Genomic DNA, 255 nt, shown 5'->3' with positions numbered 1-255 from the left:
GAAGAAGCACCTGAACCTGATAAAGTTACTTTAGCACCTGCACAAACGGTTTGGTTTTGAGTGGCAGTAACGGTAGGTAAAGTATTTACGGTGACAATGGAAGTGGCGGTGTTGGTACAACCATTGGCATCCGTACCAGTTACGGTATAGGTTTTAGTTTCGGTAGCGGTAAATTCTGTACCATTGGTGATGCCATTGTTCCAAGCGTAGGAAGAAGCACCTGAACCTGATAAAGTTACTTTAGCACCTGCACAA

General features: G+C 44.3%; 1 protein-coding gene. It reads right to left on the bottom strand.

All coding sequences use genetic code 11. The features are described 5' to 3' along the window. Positions 1–255, bottom strand: a 255-nt coding sequence (locus ESB04_RS12530) for a hypothetical protein (protein ID WP_164969679.1), incomplete at both ends; no start/stop codon positions are given.

Origin of the sequence: Aquirufa rosea, from assembly GCF_004118285.1 — a bacterium.
Taxonomy (GTDB): domain Bacteria; phylum Bacteroidota; class Bacteroidia; order Cytophagales; family Spirosomataceae; genus Aquirufa; species Aquirufa rosea.
This window is presented reverse-complemented; position numbering and strand designations above follow the sequence as displayed.